Annotated in this window: 22 protein-coding genes and 1 tRNA gene; 10 read left to right on the plus strand and 13 right to left on the minus strand. The window is 39.5% G+C overall.

Translation table 11 applies throughout. From position 1 onward, the window contains the following. Positions 1-68: 68 nt before the first annotated feature. Complete coding sequence (locus ACTB0Y_RS16525) at positions 69-1,130, minus strand: hypothetical protein (protein ID WP_463207945.1); 1,062 nt, start codon at positions 1,128-1,130, stop codon at positions 69-71. After that, a complete protein-coding gene (locus ACTB0Y_RS16530) occupies positions 1,123-1,710 on the minus strand; it encodes an RNA polymerase sigma factor (RefSeq protein ID WP_463207946.1) in 588 nt (195 codons plus the stop codon). Before ACTB0Y_RS16530 ends, ACTB0Y_RS16525 begins: the two co-directional genes overlap by 8 nt. Positions 1,711-1,836: 126 nt before the next feature. Between ACTB0Y_RS16530 and ACTB0Y_RS16535 the strand changes: the two genes are divergently transcribed. Then, a complete protein-coding gene (locus ACTB0Y_RS16535; RefSeq protein ID WP_463207947.1) occupies positions 1,837-3,678 on the plus strand; it encodes a YfbK domain-containing protein in 1,842 nt (613 codons plus the stop codon). An 80-nt stretch (positions 3,679-3,758) separates the two neighbouring features. Here the strand turns inward: ACTB0Y_RS16535 and ACTB0Y_RS16540 are convergent, their stop codons facing one another. From ACTB0Y_RS16540 to ACTB0Y_RS16560, 5 genes are all read right to left on the minus strand, one after another. Next, positions 3,759-4,133: a DUF1987 domain-containing protein gene (locus ACTB0Y_RS16540; RefSeq protein WP_463207948.1), complete on the minus strand. Its 375-nt coding sequence runs from the start codon at positions 4,131-4,133 to the stop codon at positions 3,759-3,761. A gap of 274 nt (positions 4,134-4,407) precedes the next feature. Continuing rightward, a tRNA-His gene (locus ACTB0Y_RS16545) sits at positions 4,408-4,482 on the minus strand. A gap of 84 nt (positions 4,483-4,566) precedes the next feature. Then, complete coding sequence (locus tag ACTB0Y_RS16550) at positions 4,567-5,205, minus strand: NUDIX hydrolase (RefSeq protein ID WP_463207949.1); 639 nt, start codon at positions 5,203-5,205, stop codon at positions 4,567-4,569. Then, positions 5,196-6,491 carry a tyrosine--tRNA ligase gene (gene tyrS / locus ACTB0Y_RS16555; protein WP_463207950.1) on the minus strand — a complete coding sequence of 432 codons (1,296 nt, stop codon included), beginning with the start codon at positions 6,489-6,491 and terminating at the stop codon, positions 5,196-5,198. Before tyrS ends, ACTB0Y_RS16550 begins: the two co-directional genes overlap by 10 nt. A gap of 359 nt (positions 6,492-6,850) precedes the next feature. After that, complete coding sequence (locus ACTB0Y_RS16560) at positions 6,851-7,405, minus strand: CvpA family protein (protein ID WP_463207951.1); 555 nt, start codon at positions 7,403-7,405, stop codon at positions 6,851-6,853. Between the two features lie 216 nt (positions 7,406-7,621). Here ACTB0Y_RS16560 and ACTB0Y_RS16565 point away from each other — a divergent pair, with 216 nt between their 5' ends. The 3 genes from ACTB0Y_RS16565 to ACTB0Y_RS16575 are packed head-to-tail and all read left to right on the plus strand — an operon-like array spanning position 7,622 to position 10,532. Next, on the plus strand, positions 7,622-9,130 hold the full coding sequence (locus tag ACTB0Y_RS16565) for a GH3 auxin-responsive promoter family protein (protein ID WP_463207952.1): 1,509 nt from the start codon (positions 7,622-7,624) through the stop codon (positions 9,128-9,130). Between the two features lie 10 nt (positions 9,131-9,140). Next, the gene (locus ACTB0Y_RS16570) at positions 9,141-9,914 is read left to right on the plus strand and encodes a hypothetical protein (protein ID WP_463207953.1); all 774 of its coding nucleotides are present in this window, start codon (positions 9,141-9,143) and stop codon (positions 9,912-9,914) included. A gap of 3 nt (positions 9,915-9,917) precedes the next feature. Continuing rightward, positions 9,918-10,532, plus strand: a complete 615-nt coding sequence (locus tag ACTB0Y_RS16575) for a deoxynucleoside kinase (RefSeq protein WP_463207954.1) — start codon at positions 9,918-9,920, stop codon at positions 10,530-10,532. Positions 10,533-10,545: 13 nt separating this feature from the next. Here the strand turns inward: ACTB0Y_RS16575 and ACTB0Y_RS16580 are convergent, their stop codons facing one another. Beyond that, on the minus strand, positions 10,546-11,643 hold the full coding sequence (locus ACTB0Y_RS16580) for a CofH family radical SAM protein (RefSeq protein WP_463207955.1): 1,098 nt from the start codon (positions 11,641-11,643) through the stop codon (positions 10,546-10,548). 110 nt (positions 11,644-11,753) lie between these two features. Here ACTB0Y_RS16580 and ACTB0Y_RS16585 point away from each other — a divergent pair, with 110 nt between their 5' ends. The 4 genes from ACTB0Y_RS16585 (at position 11,754) to ACTB0Y_RS16600 (ending at position 16,161) form a co-directional block, all read left to right on the plus strand. Next, positions 11,754-13,193: a leucyl aminopeptidase family protein gene (locus tag ACTB0Y_RS16585; protein ID WP_463207956.1), complete on the plus strand. Its 1,440-nt coding sequence runs from the start codon at positions 11,754-11,756 to the stop codon at positions 13,191-13,193. Between the two features lie 49 nt (positions 13,194-13,242). Beyond that, a complete protein-coding gene (gene pdxA, locus ACTB0Y_RS16590; RefSeq protein WP_463207957.1) occupies positions 13,243-14,346 on the plus strand; it encodes a 4-hydroxythreonine-4-phosphate dehydrogenase PdxA in 1,104 nt (367 codons plus the stop codon). A 113-nt stretch (positions 14,347-14,459) separates the two neighbouring features. Then, the gene (locus ACTB0Y_RS16595; protein ID WP_463207958.1) at positions 14,460-14,846 is read left to right on the plus strand and encodes a response regulator; all 387 of its coding nucleotides are present in this window, start codon (positions 14,460-14,462) and stop codon (positions 14,844-14,846) included. A 175-nt stretch (positions 14,847-15,021) separates the two neighbouring features. Next, complete coding sequence (locus ACTB0Y_RS16600; protein WP_463207959.1) at positions 15,022-16,161, plus strand: C1 family peptidase; 1,140 nt, start codon at positions 15,022-15,024, stop codon at positions 16,159-16,161. Here the strand turns inward: ACTB0Y_RS16600 and ACTB0Y_RS16605 are convergent. The 5 genes from ACTB0Y_RS16605 to ACTB0Y_RS16625 all read right to left on the minus strand — a co-directional run bounded on the left by ACTB0Y_RS16605 (position 16,158) and on the right by ACTB0Y_RS16625 (position 23,766). Continuing rightward, complete coding sequence (locus tag ACTB0Y_RS16605) at positions 16,158-18,269, minus strand: hypothetical protein (RefSeq protein ID WP_463207960.1); 2,112 nt, start codon at positions 18,267-18,269, stop codon at positions 16,158-16,160. The two genes, ACTB0Y_RS16600 and ACTB0Y_RS16605, sit on opposite strands and share 4 nt — an antisense overlap. Further along, the gene (gene amrS, locus ACTB0Y_RS16610) at positions 18,270-19,496 is read right to left on the minus strand and encodes an AmmeMemoRadiSam system radical SAM enzyme (protein WP_463207961.1); all 1,227 of its coding nucleotides are present in this window, start codon (positions 19,494-19,496) and stop codon (positions 18,270-18,272) included. Continuing rightward, positions 19,489-21,009: an AmmeMemoRadiSam system protein B gene (amrB, locus tag ACTB0Y_RS16615; protein ID WP_463207962.1), complete on the minus strand. Its 1,521-nt coding sequence runs from the start codon at positions 21,007-21,009 to the stop codon at positions 19,489-19,491. The genes amrS and amrB overlap by 8 nt, the downstream gene beginning before the upstream one ends. A 93-nt stretch (positions 21,010-21,102) precedes the next feature. After that, on the minus strand, positions 21,103-22,362 hold the full coding sequence (locus ACTB0Y_RS16620; RefSeq protein WP_463207963.1) for an aminopeptidase P N-terminal domain-containing protein: 1,260 nt from the start codon (positions 22,360-22,362) through the stop codon (positions 21,103-21,105). Between the two features lie 33 nt (positions 22,363-22,395). Further along, complete coding sequence (locus tag ACTB0Y_RS16625; protein ID WP_463207964.1) at positions 22,396-23,766, minus strand: hypothetical protein; 1,371 nt, start codon at positions 23,764-23,766, stop codon at positions 22,396-22,398. A gap of 576 nt (positions 23,767-24,342) precedes the next feature. Here ACTB0Y_RS16625 and ACTB0Y_RS16630 point away from each other — a divergent pair. Together ACTB0Y_RS16630 and ACTB0Y_RS16635 are read left to right on the plus strand one after the other, a co-directional pair. After that, on the plus strand, positions 24,343-25,320 hold the full coding sequence (locus ACTB0Y_RS16630) for a hypothetical protein (RefSeq protein ID WP_463207965.1): 978 nt from the start codon (positions 24,343-24,345) through the stop codon (positions 25,318-25,320). A 55-nt stretch (positions 25,321-25,375) separates the two neighbouring features. Further along, positions 25,376-25,748: hypothetical protein (locus tag ACTB0Y_RS16635; RefSeq protein WP_463207966.1), on the plus strand; the 373-nt coding region annotated here is incomplete at its 3' end.

Genomic DNA, 25,748 nt, shown 5'->3' on the forward strand with positions numbered 1-25,748 from the left:
TCATATGTGAAGTTCACAATAAACCGGCACACCTTTTTTATATCTTTAAAAACCTGCGCAGCCGTATTTTATTTTTTTGTAAATAACGCAATCTGTACTACTGATGAAGCCGCTTTGCCTCTGATGAGGGCAGGCTGCCAGGCACCCATTTTATCAATAATGGATTTAATTTTTTGTTTTGACAGGTTGTTGAGTTCTGTATTAAATTTAATTTTTGTAATAGCACCGGAGGAGTCCAGGTAAATGTCAAAACTAATTTTTTCACCTTTTGTGTAAAGGGATTCATCTTCGTTTTGGATTTGCTGTTCAATGGCATTTTTGAATTCGTCAATGCTTTTGTTGCTGGGTGGCATTGCTGCTTTCATTTCTGCAGTTGGTTTTTCTTCGGCTATGCCGGCTACAGGTGCATTGATACTTCTCTTTGAATGGGAAACCTGGCTTGCTTCATTGCTTTCATCAGCCTGAATGGTTTCCTCCTGAAAAACAAATTCCTCGGCAGTATTTTCTTTTTCCTCTGTGGCATTAAAATCCTCTTCCTGTTCCTTCATCCGGGATTTAGGCGTTTCCTCTTTTTTCGGCTCTTGCGCAAAAGCCAATTCGTCATTGAGTGTATTACCGGTGGCGGTGTTTTCTGCTTGTGCTTCTTGAGCAGTTGTGCTAATATTTTCTTGTTCTTTAGTTTGTTTGTTTTGTGCGGTATCTTGTAATATTTTTTGTTTTTTTTCTGCCGTAGTTTTTGAGAATTCTTTGGGCTCTTCTTCCGGGCTGGTATCGCTCATCGCAATGTTTTCCCTGATTGGTTCGTCAAAAGCCATGTCTCGTTTCAGTTCATTATCAAAAATGTATAATGTAGCTAAGCCAATGCCGGTTAAAAGGGCAATTCCTGCTGCATAACTCACCCAAAGCGGGATGGTTCGCGAACCTTTGCGAGAACGCTGGTGAATTTTATTTTTTAAGTTGTCAATATCGGCATCCATCTCATCAGTGCTCAATTGCGATAAGCCATCATAGGCTTCTTCGTCAAAAGCATCCTGCATCATCTTTTGCTCAAAGGCATGCCGGTCTTTTGCCTCCTGTCGGTTGCCAAAATATTTTTTAAACTGTTCATATGTAAGCCTTTTTTTACTCATGGTTCGACGAATTTTGTTCAAGGCAGATTTTTAGGTTGCGTTTGCCATTTTGAATGTAGCTTTTAACCTTTTTCTCATCCAAATCAAGTTTTTTAGCGATTTCCCGGTAACACAATTTTTTAAAGTAAAACAAATTAATGCACTGTTTCTGTTCATGTTTCAGCTTTTCGATGCAGGCTTGCAGTTTTTCTTCTATTATTGTATCGCTCTCCTCATCAATAGGATGCAAAATTTCAGTAGATTCCATAAATTGATTAGCGGAAAAAGTTTCGAAATGCTTTTTTTCAGCATTATTTTTCCTGATTTCCATCAGACAGTGGTTTTTAGTAACTACGTACAACCAACTTTTGAAGTTTTCGATGGGTGTTTGCCTGATTTTTACAATCAGTGATTCAAATATTTCACTAACTGCGTCCTGGCTTTTCTCACGGTCACGGATATATTTTAAGCATACACCATATACCAAATGAATATAGCGATTGTACAATTCGGCCAAATATGCAAGGTCGTTTGCTTGCAAATAGGCATGCAACAAATCTGAATCTTTGCTTTTTTTAATATTTCGCCTTGTGGTTTCCATTTTTAAGGCGCCTTATAATCAGCGCTTTAATTGTGGGTTTAAAAGTTTTTCTAAATATTTTATGGAATCTCCGTCTGCTCAGCATCCTATAAACAAAACCGAATGTTTCATTTAAATTTTAAAGTTATGAAAAATATTCAATTGGTAATTTTAATTGCAACGATGCTGTTGGCAGGCAACCTGAAAGCTGTTCAGGTTAGCGGAACCGTAACATCTAAATCGACAAAACAGCCGGTACAGGGTGTAAATGTAGCCATGAAGTCAAATGTTATGAATTATGCTGTAACTGATAAAGCTGGGCGTTACACTATTGATGTACCTGAGCAAGCCATTTTGGTGTTTCGTACATCAGGGTTGCGATTGCATGAAGAAGCAGTACAGGGGAGAAAAGTAGTAAATGTGGCTTTAACACCAGTTTTTCAGGCTGTGGAGCAGGAAAAAGAGCTTACCGTAGAAGAGAATGTCTCTATGGATGCGCAAATGTTTTCGGCACCTAAGCGAAAAACAGCAGCGTCATCTTCATTAGCTGGCATGGCCAATTATCGCATGGCAAATGAGCCATTCAACAGGGAGGGTTACGCCACAATTCACGAAAATGGTTTCAAAGAAGCCATCAGAAATCCTCTTTCTACATTTTCTATTGATGTGGATGCTGCCTCTTACAGTAATATGCGCAGGTTTTTGAATAATGGCCGCAAACCCCCGGTAGACGCTGTTCGAATAGAGGAAATGATTAATTACTTTAGTTATGATTACCCTGAACCGGAAGGAAAACATCCGTTTGCCATTTATCAGGAGGTCAATACATGCCCATGGAACAAGCAAAATCAGTTGTTGCATGTGGGAATCCAGGGAAAAAAGCTTAATATGGAAGAGCTTCCACCATCGAACATTGTGTTTCTGCTCGATGTCTCCGGCTCAATGAATTCTCCCAATAAACTGCCATTGCTGAAAAAGGCTTTTGAGCTGCTTGTAAAGCAACTTGATGAAGATGACCGTGTGGCAATTGTTGTTTACGCCGGTAGTTCGGGGTTGGTCTTGCCCTCAACGAGTGGCGACCAAAAAGAAAAGATTTTGCAGTCTTTGAATAACTTAAGGGCAGGGGGCTCCACCGCAGGTGCTGCCGGGTTGAAACTTGCTTACGAAGTTGCTGCTGATAATTTTATTCGCAGGGGAAATAACCGGATTATTTTGGCCACTGATGGTGATTTTAATGTGGGAGTTTCGAGCAACGCCGAAATGGAGCGTCTGATTATGAAAAAACGCGAGAAAGGCATATTTATATCTGTGCTGGGCTTTGGAATGGGCAATTACCAGGATTCGAAAATGGAAATTATTGCCGATAAAGGTAACGGTAATTACGCCTATATCGATAATATTCTGGAAGCCAAAAAAGTGTTGGTCAATGAGTTTGGCGGAACCTTATTTACCATTGCAAAAGACGTGAAAATTCAAATTGAGTTTAATCCGGCTATTGTAGAATCATACCGCTTAATTGGTTACGAAAACCGCTTGCTTAATGAAGAAGACTTTGAAGACGATAAAAAAGATGCCGGAGAATTGGGTGCTGGCCACACTGTGACAGCCCTCTATGAAATTGTTCTTGCTGATGAGGCTTCTTCAAAATCGAACCCCTTAAAATATCAAATATCCCAATTAAGTGATTTGGGAAAATCGGGGAGTGAAATTGCTACGGTAAAATTCCGATACAAAAAACCCGATGAAGATAAAAGTATTTTATTAGAAGAAACGGTGGTAAAAGATAAGCTGAGTTTTGAGCAAACCACAGATAACTTTAGGTTCTCTGCGGCTGTGGCCGGTTTTGGTATGTTGTTGCGCGATTCAAAATACAAGGAAGAACTCACGATAGCTGATGTAATTCAAATGGCTCAGTCTTCAAAAGGCCGCGATGAAGAAGGCTACCGGAGTGAGCTAATTCGCCTGATGAAATTATCTAAGCATTTATAGTTTTTAAATATTTAAAACCTGAATAAAAAAAGGGCCCTGCTTTATGCGGGGCCCTGAATATGTATAAAGATTATGTTTTTTTAGTCAGGTATTTCAATAAAGTGAAAAGGGACCTCAACCAGCTCGCTGTAATATCTGCCCGATTCAAACATATCCTCGTCGTCACTCATGTATTCCCAGCGTATCTCTGCTTTTATCCCGTTTTTCCAGGCCTGATTATATTTTTTAATTATTTCAAAAAGCTTTTTTGATGTGGCCGTATTGTAATATTTCAATGATATGTGTAATATCATTTTTGGAATATTTTCAAAGTTGAATTCATTAAGCCAATCAAGCACCGGAAAGAATACTTTTTCAGCATTCTCCGGATAGGAACTTCCAGTAATGGAGAGCATACCATTCTCTTTATCAAATCGTATGCTGGGTTTATGGTGGTCTCCTTCGTTAAAAATCATAAGGTTCGAATTAACAGTTTAAATATATAATTTTTACAGCAACAAACAATCACTTACCCGAAATAAAAAAAATCAGGAATAAATGCCTGTTTATGACTGGTCTTTTTCAAAATCAAATTTGTTTTAATTTAGATTTCGCGTGGTAATATCGTTTCGGGATGTTCAGCCGGGCCATTATTTTTGCGGGTTTTTTAAAAATGATGTGCAGGCAAGTTTGTTTTAATTAGAAAGCATGATAAATGAAAAAGCGAAGGTAAGTTACCCTCGCTTTTTGGGTGGAAGATGGGACTTGAACCCACGACCCCTGGAACCACAATCCAGTGCTCTAACCAAGCTGAGCTACTCCCACCAGATTGATTTCGGATTGCAAAGATAATGTTTTTTCAGGAATCAGGTAATTTTCATAATATTTTTTCCGAAAAAATCCGGAATTTTACCGGTTGGGAGCTGATATTCTTTCGATAATTGTTAAAAATTCACTGAGTATCATTGCGGAAGCACCCCATATGCGTAAGTCATTGACCAGGTAACAGGGAGCTTCAATTTCGTAATGTTCCCCGGAAAAAACCGCCTGTGTAATGGCTTCTTTTAGCAGCAACTTATTTAAAGAAATAGATAATACTTCCTGAACTTCTTTGTCTTGCTTAACAAAAAGAGGCTTATTGTTGTAAAAACCCACATAAGGGTGAACGCACATGTTGCTAACCGGTATAAATAGGGGAGAAAGTTTTCCAAGGATTCGAATATCACTACGGCGCACACCAATTTCTTCAAATGTTTCCCGCAAAGCTGTATCCAGCAGGTCTTGGTCGTTTCTTTCTTTTTTGCCACCCGGGAAAGCAATTTGTCCACTGTGCACACCATCATATTCGGCACGCTTAATCATAACGACATGCGTGGTTGCGTTTTTAGGGTAAAGCAAAATCAATACAGCACTCGGTCGTGGATTCTGATCCCCGGTTGGCTTCAAAACCCGCTGCCTGGGCGACATCAGCTTGTGGGCTTCACGACCGGGCAGTTGTTGTATTTCATTTTCAATTAATGTAATGAGTTTTTTAGTATCTATGGACATTGCAATACAAAGTATTTCTTTTTGCCTTTTTGTACAAGGATGTATTTGTCGTTTAACAAATATGATGCATCTACAGTTAATTCGGCATCCTGAATTTTTTCTTTATTTATACTTACACCACCACCTTTTATAAGGCGTCGCATTTCACCTTTTGAGGCAAAAACCTGCGTTTTTTCTGCCAGTAAGTCTACAATATTCACGCCATCCTTAAGCCATTTTTTATCGATATCGAATGTTGGTACGCCCTCAAATACAGATAGAAACGTGCGTTCGTCTATGGCTTGCAGGTTTTCTTTTGTCGATTTGCCGAATAGTATTTGCGATGCTTCCTGAGCCATTTTTAGCGCGTCTTTACCATGCACCATTACCGTCATTTCGTCGGCCAGTTGTTTTTGTAATTTTCTTTGGTGTGGAGCTTCCTGGTGCTCTTTTTCCAATTCCCCGATTTCTTCTTTTCCCAGTAAGGTAAATATTTTGATAAATTTTCCGGCATCTTCATCCGAGGTGTTTAGCCAGAATTGGTAAAATTCGTATGGTGAGGTGCGTTTTTCGTCTAGCCAAATATTGCCCTTTTCTGTTTTACCAAATTTTCCACCGTCAGCTTTTGTGATTAACGGGCATGTCATTGCAAAGGCTTCTCCTGAAGTTTTACGCCTTATGAGCTCCGTTCCTGTGGTTATATTTCCCCACTGGTCGGAGCCGCCCATTTGTAGCTTACAGTTTTTATTCTGATAGAGCCACATAAAATCGTATCCCTGCACAAGCTGGTAAGTAAATTCTGTAAAAGACATGCCTTCAGATGACTCGGCACTCAGCCGTTTTTTAACCGAATCTTTGCTCATCATATAATTTACAGTGAGGTGTTTGCCAATATCGCGAATGAATTCCAGAAATGTAACATCTTTCATCCAATCGTAATTGTTTACCAGTTCTGCTCTATTTTCTGAGGGCGTTTCAAAGTCAAGGAATTTTGCCAGTTGAGCTTTCAGTGCTTCCTCGTTATATCGAAGGGTAGGTTCATCGAGCAAATTACGTTCTTGCGATTTTCCTGAAGGGTCGCCAATCATTCCTGTGGCGCCGCCAATTAATGCAATTGGTTTATGCCCGGCTCGTTGCAAATGTTTTAGCATCATTACACCAACAAGGTGGCCTATATGGAGAGAGTCGGCTGTGGGATCAATCCCAACATATGCTGCTGTCATTTCTTTAGCTAATTGTTCTTCCGTGCCCGGCATTATGTCATGAATCATACCACGCCATTTCAGTTCTTCTACAAAATTCGTCATTGCGCTCAGATTTGGTTTGAAAAAAAATCAACCCCAAAATTAATCAAAGTTGGCCAATTACCGAATATGGCTCACAACTTTTAAAAATTTGTTATTTTGTTGTGCTGGTAATTTAGATTTAGTTTAAATACGCACGTAAATTGTTTTTAAACAGGTCTTTATGTTGTTTTTTGTTGGTCAATACGTAGATCTACGTAGTGGAAAATGGGTAGATTCCTCCAATTTGGTGCCGTATATTTGTCGAAGAGGAATCAAAAACAATTTTAGCCTCTGAGTTTCCCCAAATCTAGGTCAGGGAGAACAGTATTAAAAACAGGTTGGTAACCCCCCAAAGGCTGGCATCAAATGCAAATGCGATGTTAGCCTTTATTTTTTTGGGGCAGCGTATCGTTATTCATATCTGGTACGCGGTCTTGAACCTCTGATTTTAATTTTTCAAGGTCGATGTACGGGATGATGGTTGGTGCAAATTGTGCTACCGGTTCGTACAAGATAGACTCCTCTATTTTATCATGAGGCATGAACTGCATCTGACGGTCGATGTAATTAAGAATGATAAGAATGACACTTACAATAAATCCATATTTGGCCACGCCAAATATAGCGCCTGCAATCCGGTTAAATCCTCCAAGCGCCACAGCAGATAATAATTTGTCTATGATGCGTGCTAAAAAATGAATGGCAATAATAATACCTATAAAAGTGATGGCAAAAGAGACTAATGGTAAGTATGTAGTTCCGATATCGAGGTTTTTTGCGAGGAAAACACTGGTGATACCACTAAATTTTATGGCTCCCACAATACCAAGCACCAAGGCAGCCAATGTGGCAAGAGAATTGATCAATCCTTTTGAAAAACCTTTGTATAGCCCCCATATTAGAGGGATGGCTATGGCGAGATCGAAATAATTCATTTTATGTAATTTTAAGCCTTAACCAAAAACATTCTTAATTTACCATTCGTTTTATACCAAAACACAAATACTAATACGCATTAGATATAATTTGCAATTTGCTCTTGTTTTATTTCTCTGTTTATTAGTTGGTTGTAAAAGATTGTTATTTTATGTTGAAATCAAAAAGGTAAATTTTAATTTTACAGTTTATAAAACTAAACAGATTTTTTAATTATGCCAATTCTTAATTCCATTGTTTCATGGTTGAACATTAAGCGTATTTCGCAGATAAATCTCATGCGAAAGTATCCATCCGATGTTCAGTACGAAACTTTTCTACGATTGATAGATCAGGCGGCACCAACCGAATGGGGTAAAAAATATCAATATAGAGAAATTAAAGGTTATGAAACATTTAAGGAAAGGGTACCGCTACAAACTTACGATGATATTAAACCCTGGGTAGATCGCATGCGTAAAGGTGAGTCGGAGTTGCTGTGGCCGGGAGAAATAAAGTGGTTTGCCAAGTCATCGGGTACTACAGCCGATAAAAGTAAATTTATTCCCGTTACTGAGGAGTCATTAGAAGAGTGTCATTTCAGGGGTGGAAAAGATGTAATGGCCATTTACAATGATAATTATCCGGAAAACAACTATTTGTCCGGCAAGGCTTTAACCCTTGGTGGTAGTCATCAGATTAACGAAACCAGGGAATCGTATTACGGCGATTTGTCGGCTATTTTGATTCAGAATATGCCATTTTGGACACATTTTATCCGAACACCCAATAAAGAGACCATTTTGATTGATGAGTTCGAGAATAAGATTCAAAAAATAATGGACGCCACACTCGAAGAGAATGTAACCGGCTTGGCTGGTGTACCATCATGGATGTTGGTGCTCCTCAAAGAAATTCTTGATAAAACCGGTAAGGAAAACTTACTTGAGATATGGCCCAACCTGGAGCTTTTTGTGCATGGGGGTGTAAATTTCACACCTTATCGTCAGATGTATAAAGAGCTTATTCCCTCGCAACAGATGCGATATATGGAAACCTATAATGCTTCTGAAGGTTTTTTTGCCATACAGGATGAGCCCAATCGCGACGATATGTTATTGATGCTCGATCTTGGTGTTTTTTATGAATTTATTCCCATGGATGAACTCGATAAAGATCAGCCCAAAACGCTAACTATCGAACAGGTTGAAGTAGATAAGAACTATGCCATAGTAATCAGTACCAACGGAGGTTTGTGGCGCTACATGATTGGTGATACAGTAGTGTTTACCTCCACATTTCCTCATAAGATTAAAATATCTGGCCGAACAAAACACTTTATCAATGCTTTTGGCGAAGAATTAATTATAGATAATGCCATTCAGGGCATAGACGTGGCTTGTAAAAATTCTAATGCAAAGGTATCGCAGTTTACAGCAGCCCCGATTTATATGAAAAACAAGGACTCAGGCGGTCATGAGTGGATCATTGAATTTGAACAGGAACCCGACAGCCTCGATCATTTTACTAAAGCACTCGACAACGCTTTGCAAACGGTTAATAGTGATTATGAAGCTAAACGGTACAAAGATAGTGTGTTGTCAATGCCTGTTATTCACAAAGCCCCGAGAGGTTTATTTTATGAATGGATGAAAAAACGTGGTAAGCTCGGCGGACAAAATAAAGTACCGCAACTGGCTAACAACCGGAAATACATTGATCAGCTAATTAAAATGATGCCCTAAATATCTGCATATGAAGCGGCCTTTTTTGCTAACCATTTTATTGTTTTTTATGCAGTTTTCCATAACTGCACAAACCCTGCCTCAAGGTGACTGGGAACTTTTTGATGCAGATGTGTTGGGTTACCTGTATTTGAGTGATGGCGAGCAACTTATCAAAACAAATCTACTTGGCAGCCAAACTACTAATTATCAGAATAATTATCTTGGTGATATTCAACAAATAGATTGTTTTAGAGGTCTTGAAAATATTGTTTTTCATAAAGATGCTAATGTCGTAGTGCTCCTTGATAATCATTTGGCACCTTTGGGCGACCCGATGGATCTTTCAGCTGGTGGTTATTATGATGTGGCAGCAGTTTGTCTCGGACCAGACGATCAGTTATGGGTGGCTGATGGACAGGCCGGTCAGCTTTTACTGGTAACAAGAAGCTTAGAAGTGATACAAAAAGGTGCTTTATATATGCAATATACCAATGCCAGAGATATACAAAAAATGGTCTGGCGTAACAATATGCTATTTGTCATTACTCAGGCAGATGAGTTGTTGGTTTTTGATCAGTTTGGTACCTTTAGCCAGAAGTTTTCATTTAATGAGATTTCTGCACCCTTTATAAATTATTCTTACATGTTTTTTACAGACCGGGAGTATGCTTTAAAGTTTGATTATGCATTGAATGAAACAGATACATTGTTTCGTAGCAATAATCAGGTCAAAGCTGTTTGGCAAAGTAAAAATCAACTATATTTGTTAGAGGAAAATCGTATTAAAAAATTAAATCACTAATTTATGCACTTGGCCATAGCCGGAAATATCGGATCGGGGAAAACTACGCTTACAGGGAAACTTGCCAAACACTTTGGATGGGAAACACATTATGAGGATGTAGACGACAATCCTTATCTTAACGATTTCTATAATGATATGCAACGCTGGTCATTTAATCTTCAGATATTTTTTCTGAACAGCCGTTTTAGTCAGATTGTAGAAATTCAGAAATCAGGACTTCAGGTAATACAGGACCGCACTATTTACGAGGATGCATTCATTTTTGCACCTAACCTGCACGATATGGGACTTATGTCTAAGCGTGATTTCGACAATTACTTTCGACTGTTCAGCCTGATGAATTCACTCATAAACCCACCCGATTTATTAATTTACCTGCGTGCTTCTGTGGGCACACTCGTAAATCAAATCGAAAAGCGTGGCCGGGAATATGAAAAAAGCATCCGCATTGATTATCTCAAGCGTTTGAATGAGCGCTACGAAGCATGGATTAGTGGTTATACTGCAGGCAAATTATTGGTGGTTGATGTGGATAAATACAACTTTGCCACTAACCCTGAACACATGAGTTATGTGGTCGACCAGGTAAGTGCTGATCTTCACGGGTTGTTTTAAAATTGGTTATTGCTCAGTCAATAAATTCATAAGCCTGGTTCCTTATACGTGGATTAAACCCGGCATTTCTGATGGCCTCTGTCAGCATATTTTTTTCAATGTTGCGTTTTACTCCAGCTGACGACACCACGTTTTCTTCAATCATGATAGAGCCAAGGTCGTTGGCCCCGGCCAAAAGGCAGGTTTGTGCAATGTCTTTACCTACAGTAAGCAAGGAGGCTTGCAGGTTTGGGATATTATCCAACACTATTCTGCTTAAAGCCACCATCCGAATATATTCTGCAGACAATACCGGTTTAATTTCAGGGTGTTGTTTAATTAATAATGTATTTTCTGACATAAAGGGCCAGGGTATAAATGTAACAAAGCCCGGAGCATCAGAAGGTTTTTGTGCCTGAACTTCCCGAAGCCTGAATAAATGCTCAATGCGTTCTTCTATTGTTTCTACATGACCGAACATCATGGTGGCAGAAGTAACTAATCCCATTTGATGCGCCTCGCGCATTACATCGAGCCATTGTTGACTGTTGCATTTGCGAGGAGAAATTAAATTGCGTACCCTGTCTGTCAAAATCTCAGCTCCAGCGCCCGGTAAGCTATCCATCCCTGCTTGTGTGAGTTCTTCCAGCACCCGGCGATAAGATAGCTTCGCTTTTTGAGCTAAAAAATGTACTTCTGCCGGACCCAGGGCATGTAATTTGAGTTCCGGAAATTCTGTTTTAAGATCATTAAATAGTTTCGTATAGAAGCTTAATCCCAATTTTGGGTGCATACCACCCTGAAGTAAAAACTGATTGCCACCTAATTCAAATAGTTTAGTGATTTTTTCACGGTATTGAACCATAGTAGTGATGAACTCGTTGGCATCACCAGGCTTTACACAGAAATTACAAAAATCGCACTGACTGAAACACCCGTTTGTAATGTTCACGTTGCGGTCTATAATCCATCCCACATATGCCGGGTTGGTTTTTTCATTGCGCTTGTTGTGTGCCGATTGCATAATTTCTGTCAGTGGAGCTGTGTGGTATAAAACAGCCGCTTCTTCTCTGGAAATTGTCACACCCTGTGCAATTTTATCGTAAATGTGTTGAATCTTATTTGTGTCCAAAATATTGTTTTTATGTAATAATCAATGTGATTACAAAAATAGTTATCTATTGAGAAATTAAGAATTTTATATGTTTTTTGTACCTTTACCAGATATCAAAAAGGGTACTTATGGACAATATTATATTCAATCTTGTTAAAGAAAAACCACAATTAGTCAATAGTGTTTTTTTAGTAGATAGCTTCGATAAGCTTGATACAGGAATATTTTCTGATCGTGAAATTGATTATATTCAGCACCGTATTGCTCAAAACACACGATTAATACCACTTAACTATTTTTACCACTGGAATTTTATTGTTATTACCAGTTGCGATGATCAGTATGCAGATGAACTTGAATCCATTAGACGAACAGGAGCAATGCTTGCAGAGAAAGTAAGCGAAAATGAACTTGATTTCCTGACCCTCATTGACCATTCAGGCCGAAAAGAAACTACTGCCGCATTGGTCGAAGGTTTGCTCATGGCTTCTTATACTTTTGACAAATACAAAAAAAATACGGAGCTTACAAAGCCACTCAAACGATTAAATATCTTTAATAAACATTTTAAAGAAAACGATATTGAGGAGCTTGAAAACGTGATGCAGGCAGTAGCTATGACCCGCGATATGGTCAATGAACCTGCTTCAACACTAACGGCTACAAGGTTTGCCGACGAAATTACACGAGCTGCACATGTATCCGGACTCAATGTGGAACTGTACCGGAAAGAAGACCTTAAGAAAATGAATATGGGTGGTATTCTTGCAGTAAACCAGGGAAGTGAAGAACCCCCTGTGCTCATCAAGCTGGAGTGGAAGCATCCTAAAGCAAAAAATAAACGTCCTTTGGCTTTTGTGGGCAAAGGCGTAGTATATGATTCAGGCGGTCTCAGTATCAAGCCCACAGCTAAAAGTATGGATTATATGAAATCTGATATGGCAGGTGGAGCCACAGTTGCAGGTCTGATGTATACCATAGCCCGCAGTAAAATGCCTATTCATGCCATTGCACTGATACCTGCTACCGATAACCGAATTAATTCCAAAGCCTTTTCACCAGGCGATATCATTACCATGCACAATGGTAAATCGGTTGAGGTAATGAATACCGATGCAGAAGGCCGGCTTATTATGGCCGATGCACTGAGTTACGTAGATAAATTTGAGCCGGAATTTGTGCTTTCTGTTGCCACCCTCACCGGTTCGGCTTCAAGAGCAATTGGCCCATATGGTATTGCAGCCATGGGTAACGCCCCTGAAAAGTACTTTGACCAGCTTGAGACTTCTGGTATGCAAACCTATGAACGTATTGTACGTTTCCCTTTCTGGGATGATTATGCAACAATGTTAAAATCAGATATTGCAGACCTTAAAAATGTAGGTGGCGATAGTGCCGGTGCTATTACAGCCGGTAAATTTTTGGAAAATTTCACAAACCATCCATTTATACACCTCGATATTGCGGGGGTAGCTTTTATACATAAAGCTTTGCATTATTATAAATTTGGTTCAAGTGGCGTGGGCGTGAGATTATTATTCGACTTTGTAAAGTCGCTTACAAAATAATGCTTTTATTTGCAAGTGATATTGCCACGAATGACAAATCAATAAAACAATGAGGAAAGACGATAAAATAAAAGTGGGTATCTCTCAGGGAGATATAAACGGAATAGGTTACGAAATAATTATAAAAGCCTTACAAGATAACCGACTCAATGATTCCTGTATACCGATTTTATATGGATCACCAAAAGTTGCAGCTTATCATCGTAAGGCACTTGATATTGAGAATTTTAGTTTTAATGCCATCCGTAAGGCCGAAGATGCAAATCCGAAAAGAGCCAATCTGATTAATGTGCTTGATGACAACGTTCGGGTTGAGCTGGGTAAATCTACAAAAATGGCAGGAGAATGCTCTATACTCGCCCTTGACCATATGGTTGGTGATATGACCAACGGACTCATCGATGCCATGGTGACCGCTCCAATTTGTAAAGAAAACATCCAGGAAGCAGGTTTTGCCTTTCCGGGCCATACCGAATACCTGCAAAAGCAGTTTAATAGCGAAGATGTGCTTATGCTCATGGTTTACAATGAACTACGTGTGGGCGTAGTTACCGGCCATATACCTTTAAAAGATGTGCCCGGTACGCTGACTTCTGATGTGGTATACAGTAAAATAAAAGTGCTGCACGAAAGTTTGCTGAAAGATTTTGCATTGAGCAAAGGTAAGATAGCTGTACTTGGACTTAATCCGCATGCCGGAGATAATGGCATTATCGGAACTGAAGACAAAGATATAATTCAACCAGCCATAGATAAGGCCAGGCAGGAAGGTATTTTGGCAGTTGGCCCATTCCCTGCAGACGGCTTCTTTGCCTCTGGTGGTTATAACCAATACGATGCTGTTCTGGCCATGTACCACGATCAAGGACTGATTCCATTTAAAGTAATATCGCAGGGAGAAGGAGTAAACTATACAGCAGGTCTGTCTGTTGTAAGAACTTCGCCCGGACATGGTACGGCTTTCGATATTGTAGGTAAGGATTTAGGTAACCCTGCATCGCTTCGAAATGCTATTTATTTAGCTTCCGATATTTCACGTAACCGCTCCTTATACGAAGAAGTATCAGCAGACCCATTGAAAAAACAACGATTCGATGCCGGCCCAGGAGATATGGATATATCGGATCTCGAGTCAGATAGCGTGGAAGAATAATGCTCATTCTGAACCAACCTCAATATACAGAATCATTTGAATTAGCGTGCTCCGAAATAAAAAAAGTGGTTTTTTACAAAAAAAAGCGCTTAATTGCATAAAAAAGTCTTGAAATGGAGTATAATTGGGTCCATAAGAATATTTTAATTGCTGAAGACGTTGACGTTAACTATCGTTTTTTGGAAAAAATACTACAAGATACCGGTGCAAATATTTCTCGTGCAATGGATGGTGAAGAAGCAGTAAAATACTGCAAGAACCATGATGATGTGGATTTGGTGCTTATGGATATTCAAATGCCCGGGATGGATGGTTTTGAGGCTTCAAAGGCCATTAAAGCCATCCGTAAAGATTTACCCATCATTGCACAAACAGCACATGCCATTGAAGGTGGTCGTGAGAAAGGAATTGAGTCTGGCTGTGACGAATATATCGTTAAGCCCATCAATATAAATAAAATGTATGCTACCATTGATAAATACTTTAATTCCGTAGCATAGTTCATCAAAAACTGTCATGTAGCGAAGCGCCACTTCGCTTTTTTTATGTTCGTATCTGAACAAATTCTTGCATTTATGTAATTAAAGGCAGGTCTGCAGCTTTGTGTTATTTTCACAGGTAAAAGATTATTAAACCTTTCATTTTGAATTAATTATAACATCAATATTGTAAACTATGAAAGCACATTTTTCAGTTATTTTATTTTTTGTTTTAAGTGTAAGTTTTCTGTCTTTTTCTTATGGACAGAACACCGAAAGCGAATCAGCGTACGAGTTTAAAATCGTAAAAGAGTTGCCACACACCATGGCCAAAGATCAGGGCAGGGCAGGTACTTGCTGGAGTTTTGCCACGACCTCTTTCCTGGAATCTGAAATTATGCGTATGGGCCATGATTCAGTCGATTTGAGTGAAATGTTTTTTGTTTATCATGCATATCTTGATAAGGCAAAACGTTTTGTGATGCGTCACGGGCAAACCAATTTTTCGCAAGGCGGGCAGGCTCATGATGTAATGAATGTAATACGCGAAAAAGGAATGGTGCCCGAAAAAGCATACAGCGGTATTGCCTACGAAAGCGAAGAGCATAATCATGCCGAAGTTGTGGCTATGATGCATGGCATGCTTGAAAACCTTGATAAGCAAAGACAAAAAATGCCGCTTTGGCTCGATGCCTTAACAGCTGTTATGGATGTTTATTTTGGAGTGATTCCTGCTACTTTTCAATGGAATGGTAAGGATATGACTGCCAAAGCGTTTCAAGATTCTATGGATGTTAATCCTGATGATTATGTGGAGTTGACTTCTTTTGAATTTTATCCTTATTACGAATCAGTGAACCTTGATATACCCGATAACTGGTCATTCGATAATTATTACAATGTAAAACTCGAAGACCTGATTCAAACCATCGACTATGCCATCGAAGAAGGCTATACTGTGTGTTGGGATGGCGATGTGAGCGAACATGGCTTTAATCATAAAAAAGGCTTTGCAGTACTTCCTACAGAAGAAGTTCTTGAGGATGAATCTTTTCTTAGCGAAATAGCCCCTGAAAAAGAAGTAACTAAAGATTTGCGTGAAGCTACTTTTATGTCGCAACAATCTACCGATGACCATCTAATGCACCTCATTGGTACATCGCAGGATAAGGAAGGTAATCCGTATTACATAATCAAGAATTCATGGAACCATAATTCCAATGATTTCCAGGGTAAACTGCATATGTCGTTGCCTTATGTAAAGGCCAAAACCATTGCGATAATGGTGCATAAAGATGCTGTGCCATCAATACTTCGTAAAAAACTTAACTTCTAATAATTTCTGTATAACAGCCACTGGGTGACGATGCCCATAAAAGCCATTAAAAGTATGGGCACATAAAAACCAAGGAAAGGAATTATTAATACAGGTATTAAAATGTTCCCGGCCATTGCCCCCAATAAATCATTGATATAAAGGTGCAGGCCGGGAATTTTTTTGTGCTGATTTACAGAATTAAAGAGCAGCCCGGTGTACAATCCTGATAAAAGTATGCCAGCATATATTGCAAACAGACAGGCCCCGATAGTTAACAAGAATAAAAAACCTGATATTAGCAAAATTGAAGTTGTGGAAAGCCATTTTTTGTGATTAGGGTTTTTAAGCATTAATCCACCGAGCAACCCAAGCATAAACAGCGATATTAAAAGTCCAATGAGTAAATATATGTTGCCAAAGTATAGCTGATAAAAATAAATAAACATGGTTTGAGCTGCTATGCCTGCGAAACCTCCATTAAAAACCACTGCATAACCGGGTTTTTGCAAAGCGAACATTATAAAAACAACTAATAAAGATGTTAGGACCAATAGTTGCCAAATGCGCATATTACGGTATACTCTTTCGCCAAATGCCATAATTTGATTGGTCAGATTCACAGCGTATTTTTGAAACATTTGGAGGAGCCCGGCCAAATACACCAGCGGCTTATCAAACGACAGGGAAGTTTTGTATTTGTCTATTTCATCCATTCCAATGCTTTTCTGGTTCATTAGTCTTGTACCCACGTTGAAACTGTTAAAGTAATTTGCATAAATGCCATTGCGCTCCAGTGTTTGTTCCATCTCTGAAAATTCAGTGGAAAGCGGATTTTCTGAAGCAAGTATTACGGTGTAGGTATCCAAAGCCAGTATGCCCGTGTGTTTAAAAATATCACTTGTTGTTTTTAAGATGCTTCCTTTCAGGTTTTTATTTATTCGCCCAGAGTAGGCCGCTTCTGATTGAAATAAAAGACTCAGGCAACCACCGGAATTCAATCCGCTGCGTAAAGTGCTTATATTGTCAGGAAAGTATATCAATGCGTTTTCCATCAAAGCGGGTCTGGGTTCATTGATGTAAATAATGTCATATTTGTTTTTTTGCTTACTTAGATGTTTTTGTATTGTTTCATGAATTACCTGAACATTCGATTGTTGAAGCATTTGCCGGATATACGAGGGAAAATGAGTTTTAAGTATTGCAAAATATCGGCTATCTTTAATAAGGATGTTGATTTTCCGGAATTTGCTTTTTGAAAGCCCATTTAATATGGGGATGATATCGCTGCCACTGATTAATATTTTGGGATTACAGAAGCCCTGCGCAAGCGCCGGAAATGTGGCTTCTTCATGAGCTGCCGGTGGTTTTGCTGTTATAGCCGGGGCACCCTGGAACAGCAGCATTGTATCTGCATTTGCAGTATCTGTCAGTAGGTTTACCTCGCCTGAAGGAGCCGATTTTGTTTCCACATAGGCATAGCCCGGAAATAAGGGCTCTAATCCTCCTGACCTAACCGATGGTGCAATAATTATCAAAACAAGGGCTATAGCGCTTAATGCAAAACTGCCCCAGGGTGCATTTTCTTTTAGAATTGCGAGTTGAAGTGCCATTACTGCTCCGGCGAGTATAAGGAAAGCAGGGTAATAAAAAATAATTATTGAAGATAGTATGCCAGCTATGACAAAAGCCAGAGTCTCTATTTTATATAATCGAATTATATTTTTACCATCGTTTTCCAGTTTTGCAAATTGTGCAAATAACCATCCGTTAAATCCACTAATAATAGTAATTGAAAGTAGAGTGTAGATAATTCCCCTGGTTAGGTTGCCCGTGGTTTTGATGCCCAGGAGTTCCGGCCTTGTTAGAATTAAAACATAATAGAAACCAATTGCCACAACTGCATAAAGCTGCGTGAGTGTAAAAATTTTTTGTTTCGGGTAGGTTTTTCTGTTACCAATAAACACACCCAGCCCGTTGGCTCCAAGCCAAAAGAAGAGAAAAATACTGATGATGTATTCTGATTGCTCAAAAAGCAAAAGCACCTGCCGCAAGTAAATTACCTGGGTCAGTAAGGCAATAAAACTGACCAGGAAAAATATGAACCCGATTCTAAGTTTGAAGTTCATTTATTTCCAGATTCCATTTACCAGGTTGTTACAAAACTCACATTTGCCTTCTTTTACATGAAGTGCTTTCATTTGGTATCCATCGCGGTCGATTATCTTTTTCTGGCAATGTGGACAATAGGTGTCTTCGGTTTCAGAATCGCGTACATTGCCGATATACACATAATTCAACCCTGCATTGAGCGCCCTTTTGCGAGCGCGTTTCAGCGTAGTAACCGGTGTAGCCGGTTTTGATTTCATTTGGTAGTGGGGGAAAAATCGCAGAAAATGTACCGGTGTGCCTTTACCAGTATTGTCTTTTACCCAATTGGCAAATTTATCGAAGTCTTCATTGGTGTCGTTCTCTCCGGGTATAACAAGGTAGCTGATTTCGAGCCACACTCCTTCTGCTTTCATCACTTTTATGGCATCTAATACCGGCTCAAGTTCACCGGTGTTGAACCTGTCGTAAAATTCGTCGGTCATGCCTTTAATGTCAACTGTGGCGCCATCGATGTATTGTGCCAGTTCTTCCATGGGTTCCTCATTGATAAATCCTGCTGTGACCATGGTGTTTTTAATGCCGTTTTGGTGTGCTAATTTGGCTGTTTCCAGCATATATTCATAAAATACAATCGGGTCGTTGTAGGTGTAAGAAATGATTTTTGCATTATACTTTTTGGCCAGGCTGACTATGGTTTCGGGTGACCTGACTTCTACATTTTCCATTTCAAATGGTGAAAGCTGACTAATTTGCCAGTTTTGACAATTTCGGCATCGTAAGTTGCAGCCCGCCGTGGCAATAGATAAGGTTTTTTGTGTGGGCATAAAATGGAAAAAAGGTTTCTTTTCAATCGGGTCCAGATGCATGGTAATTGGGCGGGCATATACCAGTGTGCGCAGTTTACCTTCCACATTAGCCCGCACTCTGCAATCCCCCAATTCGCCTTCTCTTAAAATACATTTGTGCGGACAGAGTCTGCAAATTACCTCTCCTGTTGATGGTATTTTGTCATAGTAATATGACTCTTTCATTGAAAGATTATGGTTTTCTATAAGCTGCCGGGTAATTTTACTTTGTGGCAAGCTGGCGATACCCGCTTTCATGCATGGTGGTTGATAATTGCTTTCTGTTTTATCAGGGTTGGCAACTTCTTTGTCCTGCTGAAAAAAGAATATCTGCACACCTATAGCCGTTGCAGAAATTATTAATGCAGTTATTATAGTAAGCTTTTGAATTTTATTCATTACGATGAGATTTTTCTGAGAATATTAGGGCTTCGTAAGTATATAAATCGGCTTTTTTCCATCCGTCTTTGCCCAGACCTGCTTTGTATTGGGAGCAGTGGCTGACAAACGCTTCTTTTGTCCAGTCGCGACCTTCGGCCACCTGGGGCAAATAAGTACCTGAATGTGTGCCTTTCTGAATATAAATTCCATGCTTGCCTAACTCGAATTCTTTTAGATTATCAATTGGTTTCAGAGGCGTCAGTACTGAGATTTCTATTTTTACAGATTCCAGTTCTTCGGGTCTTAACTTGTTGAATCTCGGGTCTTCTGTGGCCGCTGCCACAGCCATTTCCTGCACTCCTTTTGCCAGGGGTAGTGTTCCGGAAAAATTGCCAATACATCCGCGTAGTTGCCCGTTTTTATTCAGAGTCACGAAACAGCCGGTTTTCACTTTTAAATTGGATGTGATGCCATCTTCGGGTAAGGGTGGAATACGCTTCGTTTTTAAATAGTGCTCAATGGTGTTTCTGGCAATTTTAAGCAATAGTTTTTTTTCTTCCCAGTTGAGCGAAAAAGAGGTTGTTTTTTTCTGCCTATCATCTGTTTTACTGTCGCTAATGCGCATTGCCCAATAGCCAACCACCCTGTTTCTATCACCATAGGAGCTGCCGGATGAGTTTTGATAGGCTATTTTTTCAATTGTATGGCCTTCTTCTTCAATTAGTTCTAACAGCACCAACATGGCACTAAGACCGCACATGCTTGTTTTTAGTTGTGGAATATCTGCCTCGTTGTTGGCTGATATTTGTTCCAAAAGTTTTTCTGTGTCTCCTGTGGCCAGGGCCTCTGCAGTCAAACTGTCTGTTTTACAGGCATCTTTGTTGTTGGGATAATGTGAAAAGTCTGTGCTGAGTACAAAGAGGTTGTTTTCTGTATAATAAGGTTTCAACGCTTTCGCTATGGCTTTTATCTCCTGTTGTTTTTTGGTATTGATGAGAATGGGTATAATTTGAAAATCATTTTTCAGGTGGTGCTGTAAAAAAGGCAGCTCTACTTCCAGGCTGTGCTCATTTATATGGGCTTTTTCATTAAACTCAAAGTATGAACTTTTAAGCAGTTTTTTTACAATTTCGGTGTTCACCGGTACTTCTCCCAGGGGCGTTTCATAGCTTTTCCCGAGGTAAACTGATGCCCGTTTTACCCACACACGATGGGCAGAACCCAGTAAAAAAACATTTTTTATTTCCCGCCCTGGTGTTATCTGGTTAAATGCTGATGCGGCCACCTGTCCCGAGAAAACATACCCGGCATGCGGAGCTATTATAGCCCGGGTTGTGCCTTCATGTTTTTTTTCGGCTTTTGCAAAAAATTGCCTGAGTTGCATTTTTAACTCTGCAGCATTATCGCTGTAAAATTGTCCGGCAACTGCAGCTTTTCTGATGTTTTGTTCTGGCTTATCCTGCGAGTGGCATCCAATTACAAAAAACATCAGCACAACGAGTGCTAAAAGTTTGTTTTTAATTGTTATCATTGACATACCCTGTTTTGTTGACCCTTAAAAAGATAATCAAAAAAACGGATTTTGCCAATTTTGTGGTTGTTTTATTTTGGGAGATGAATTTTATTAGGCCAGCAAAGCTTCTATATCCTGTATTTCCCGTGGAATATGCTGCATTAAATCTTCGTTGCCGTTTTCAGTCACCAGAATATCGTTTTCTATGCGTACTCCCAGGGCCTCTTCTTTGATGTAAAGGCCGGGCTCGCATGTGAGTACCATACCCGGCTTTAGCATTTCTTTGGGATTGCCCACGTCGTGTACGTCGATGCCCATGAAATGACTTGTTCCGTGCATGAAATATTTGCGGCTCAGGGGCTCTTCAGGGTTTTGTTGCTTGATGTCCTGCCTGGTAATAAGTCCCAGGCTGAGCATTGCTTTTTCCAGGTGTTCACGCACCTGCTGGTTAATTTCTTTTATGCTAATGCCGGGTCTGATAAGATTAGTCGCATATTTCTGGGCATCAAGCACAGCTGCATAAACTTCTTTTTGTCGTGCCGTAAACTGACCTCCCACGGGTAAGGTCCGGCTCATGTCTGCAGCATAACCATTGTATTCTGCACCAAAATCAAGGAGCAATAATTCCTGGTTTTGCATTTGCCGGTTATTGGTTATGTAGTGCAGTGTACAAGCATTGGGTCCGGATGCGACTATGGGGTCAAATGCATGTCCGTCTGACCCATTCGCAATGAATGTGCGTATCATTTCGGCTTCTACTTCATATTCCATTGCGCCGGGCCTGATTATTTTGGGTAAATTTTTGAAAGCTGTTTCGGTTATACCAATGGCTTTTTTTATCAATGCGATTTCTTCGGGCGATTTTATTACGCGTAGCCTGGCGATAATGCTTTGCAGGTCGGTTTGCCGCAGGTTGCTGTTGTGTTTCATGAGGTGCTTTGTCCATTGCACGGCTACATGGTGGTGTGCCGGATAACTGGCAGCTATTGTGCTGTTTTTGCTGGCCAGGTTTTCCAATGTTGATTTCAAGCTGTCGGTGTACCTGATATCGGTGATGCCTGAAATGTTGGCAGCATCAGCAGTATTAAGCTGGTAGCCATCCCAGATTATGGTTTTGGTGTCCGGCCTGTTAATGAAAAGAATTTCATGCCATTGGTTTGCTGTGGTGTACATCACAAGCACTGTTTCCGGCTGGGTAATGCCGGTAAGGTAAAACATGTCTGAAGATTGGCGGTAAACATATTGCTGATCGCCATTGCGCAGGGCAATGGGGTTTGAAAAAGCCACCACAATGGTGTTTGGTTCAATTTGTTTCTGTAGATTTTTTCTGTTACGTGTAAAAAATTGATAAGACAGTTCCTGGTGTCGCATGCTGTTGATTTTTTTACTGAAAACTCTATACAGTTAAACTTGTTCTGTGGATTCCACAATTTCTTCTCCGTTGCCTTCCTCTTTTCTGTTTTGTGCAATATGATAAATAATGAATAAAGCCCCTGCATAATAGGGCAATAGCGGGATTTTATAGCGTACAAGGGCCCCAAAGTTGGCTGTTGTAAGACCCACCGAAAATGCAAATAGAATAGTGAATCCAAAAGCAAAAAGTAATACTGGTTTTTCGAACATTATCGTAAAAAAACGGCGTAATCCGGCTTTGAATAACACCCACAATAGTAATAGCACTAAAGCGGTGTTTTCTAATCCCGAAAGGAACATTACCGGATTTTGGGCTTCAAATATAAATGGCCTGTACAGTCCTGCAATGGTAGCCTTTGGAGCTTTGTTCAAGATGCTCTGTAAATTAGGTTGTAGTTCCCCCAAATCAAATGAGTTCCCACCATAGTAAGCGCGTGTCAGGTCATCCTGGGTAATAATGGCTTTCTGCAAAAGAGCATCCATTGAGGTGTAATAGGAACCCACGTATTCTCCAATGTTGAAGATTATATATTGTCCCAAACCCCAAAACATGAGGACCAAAATAGGCAGAACGAGAAAGCGGAGAAACATACTTTTAAATTTGTTTAAAAAATAAAAAGCTACCCAAATCATAATTCCACCGAGTAGCGCAAAGAAAATATAGGCTTTGATTGAGATGAGGACATAAACACTGATTATGATGGAAATTGTGTACAATATGATGCGTCTTTTTTGGAAAAATATTTTATAAAAAGCAAAGATGAACCACCCGGAAGCAGCCATGGTATAGGAATCTTTTAACACGCCACTTCCCCAGAAAGCTACAGAAGGTATAAAGAGGACTGCAATAGCCAGCAGATAATCGTTTTTGGGATACATTTCTACAAACATCAGGTAAAGCCGCCAAACTCCACTGTAGGTAATGATGGCTGTGAGAATGGATACCTGTAAAAAACTACCCGTGGTAAAAAGCATGAGTACTGAAGTGAACCGAACCACTGTAAAGGAGTTTGGGTCGTGGTAATAAATAGGATATCCGGTTTCATTGGTAAAGACACTAAAGTTTTCAGGGGTAAGGTTATTGGCCAGAATGCTCAGATACGTGCCCGGGTCTTCGAAAAGTAAGTTTCTTAACACGAGGGCACTTCTGAAATAACCGGTGGTGTCGCCACCTCCGTAATAGAAAAGGTAAATGGCACAAAGCGCAAGCGCACCGCCTATTTTATATAAAAGTCCCCAATGATAGAAACGATAATGTGGTTTTTCTTCGCGGCGTTTTTGAGAAATTCTGGCTGCTATAATCCAGGCACCAAGAATGTAAGCCGGTACTAGTAAAAAATCCCAAATGCTGAAATATTCCATTTACAATCGTTTCTGTTATCAATTTACCTTCCGGTAAGTATTGCGAAGATAGAACTTTCGGTTTGAAAATGTTTAATAACTTTTGCTAAAACAGTACTTAGGGTCTGCTGAAAAACAGCAAATGCAATAATAATCAACTACTTATACAATAAAGCTTCTATGTAAATGCAAGCTTTTGGCATTAAATTCTATAAAAGGCGTGCATTTATAAATAGCTCTGGCTATTCCACGAGCCACTCAGCAACCTGGTCGAATCCCACGAGCCATTGCGCTATCGACCCAATGGCCTGTGTAATTACAGGGTTTTAGGTGTAATGGGTAATTTACCCGTGTAGCGGTAGTTGTTTTTCACAGGTAACAGCTTTTTATTTTAAAACAAGGAATTTTAATATCCTTTAATATTTAATTCAATGAGCTGGTTTAATATGCTTCTTATCTGTTGTTTGTTGCTTTGTGGATGTGGCTTATGATATAATGATCTTTTTGTTAACATAAAAAATAACAAGGAAACATAAAGATTTATTTGCGCTGTATTATTATTATCGCAGGGTATTCACTAACTTAAATTATTATATTATGAGAAAATTTTTAGGAATTACCCTGCTTGGTGTAATTACAATTGCTTTCTTAAGTTGCGAGAAAGATGAAATGGAAATAAAACAATCCATGGAAAATAATGGACCAGAGCAACGCGTTATTAATTTTAAAGACAATATGCTTCAAAAAAACGGAGGAGGACAATCAATGCAGCTCGATTCGCTCATTTGGTATACCGAAGCAACCCTGAATTACAGCTATGGATTCCCAAATTTATACTATGACGAAAAACGAAAAGATTCGGCTTTAATAACGGTAGATTTAATTGATGGCTGTATGGTTTCTGCCGAAGATGTGAATGCTACTTTTGTTGAAATTAATAACCGCATTTATGAGTTTTATGATAATTTTAAATATGACTCAAAGCATGTGGTGGTTGTGAATCTTGAATTGGAGGGGCGCAATAAAGAGGGGGCCGGAATATGGGTTTATACCACAACCGGAAAACTTTTTGAAGGAGATAATCTAAAGAGCAGCAACCCGTTTCAGTTTTACGACTGGTGGCATTGTTATCTTACAGGCCGCTGTAATGGGTATAATGATGATTATCCGAGTACTGAGTATTCGGGCGATCAATTAGAGCGCTATTACATTACCCACAATGATGCCTTTGATTATCTGAATCCGGAGTATCAGGACGTCTGGTTTACCGATGTGGATGGGCCATATTTTTTCTATGGATATGCTGACGAACCTGCTTTTGAGATGTACATTTGGAATGGTTATAATTATGAAGATTGCATTTCACCTGATCAAATGAACTATTTTTTGCAACATATAGATGAGGTGATAATTGATTATTTACCTGTTGATGCTACACCTTTTAATTTAGAGGTTTCATTCACTAGCATTACGAAAGGTAAAAGTACTGGTGGATTACATTGCTATGAGGTTGAAGCCGGAACATATCATGAAAGAATGATAGAAGCCCCGATGAATCCCGAACCAATGTGGTAATTATTATTTTATAAGCAGGTTGCCCTGAGGGCAGCCTGTCTTAAATTTTTGAACTATGCGAATTTTATTTGTTTTTTTATTTGGACTATCGTTTATGGTGAGTAAAGCCCAGCCATTAGAGCCTTTAATATCTGTCGGGCACGGTGGCTCTGTAACTTTTATCGGTATGCAGTTTATTGATGATACCCTTTGGGTTTCGGGTTTGCATCGCGATAATGGTGATGATATAATCTGGAAATATGATGAAAATGGAGCTTTATTAGACAGTACGGTTTTTCATCTGCCCGGAGGTACTTTATACAGTTTTGTTCCTTATGGCGATTCTGTAGTGGTAATAGGTGTGCAAACCGAGGATAATGACAAGGGCAAGTTAGTTATGCATTGCCTCGACAGGAATTTAGAACTGGTTTGGTCAAAATTTGTCACTT

Source organism: Salinivirga sp., from assembly GCF_055145285.1.